This is a genomic window from Alicyclobacillus sp. CIJ1, from assembly GCF_057538885.1.
On the sequence record NZ_BAAJPH010000083.1, the window covers coordinates 1 to 285 of the forward strand.

Annotated in this window: 1 protein-coding gene; it reads left to right on the forward strand. The window is 60.4% G+C overall.

Annotated elements, in window-relative coordinates; all coding sequences use genetic code 11:
• Positions 1 to 285, forward strand: a 285-nt coding sequence (locus tag AC27E8_RS06560) for a hypothetical protein (protein WP_487111386.1), incomplete at both ends; no start/stop codon positions are given.

A 285-nucleotide genomic window follows, 5' to 3' on the forward strand; every position in this document is an offset into this window, starting at 1 on the left:
TACGAGGCTCAGGCGTGGGTGGCAGACGGTGTGGATCGCATTTCGGGGCCTGTGACGGCCAACTTTACCATTGGGAGCAGCCAAAGCGGCAGCGGTGGGGGCGTGGGAACAGGTTCAGGGAACGGCGTCAGCGTTTCGCTGACCGCCGTTCCCCAGCAATTGACGGTTGGGCAGTACAGCACCTTGACGGTGAACGTCAACGGGACGATTCAGGGCCCAAATCAACGCAGTGAACTGCCCAACGGCGATCACTACATCGTCGAACTGGCTGACGCAGATCATGGT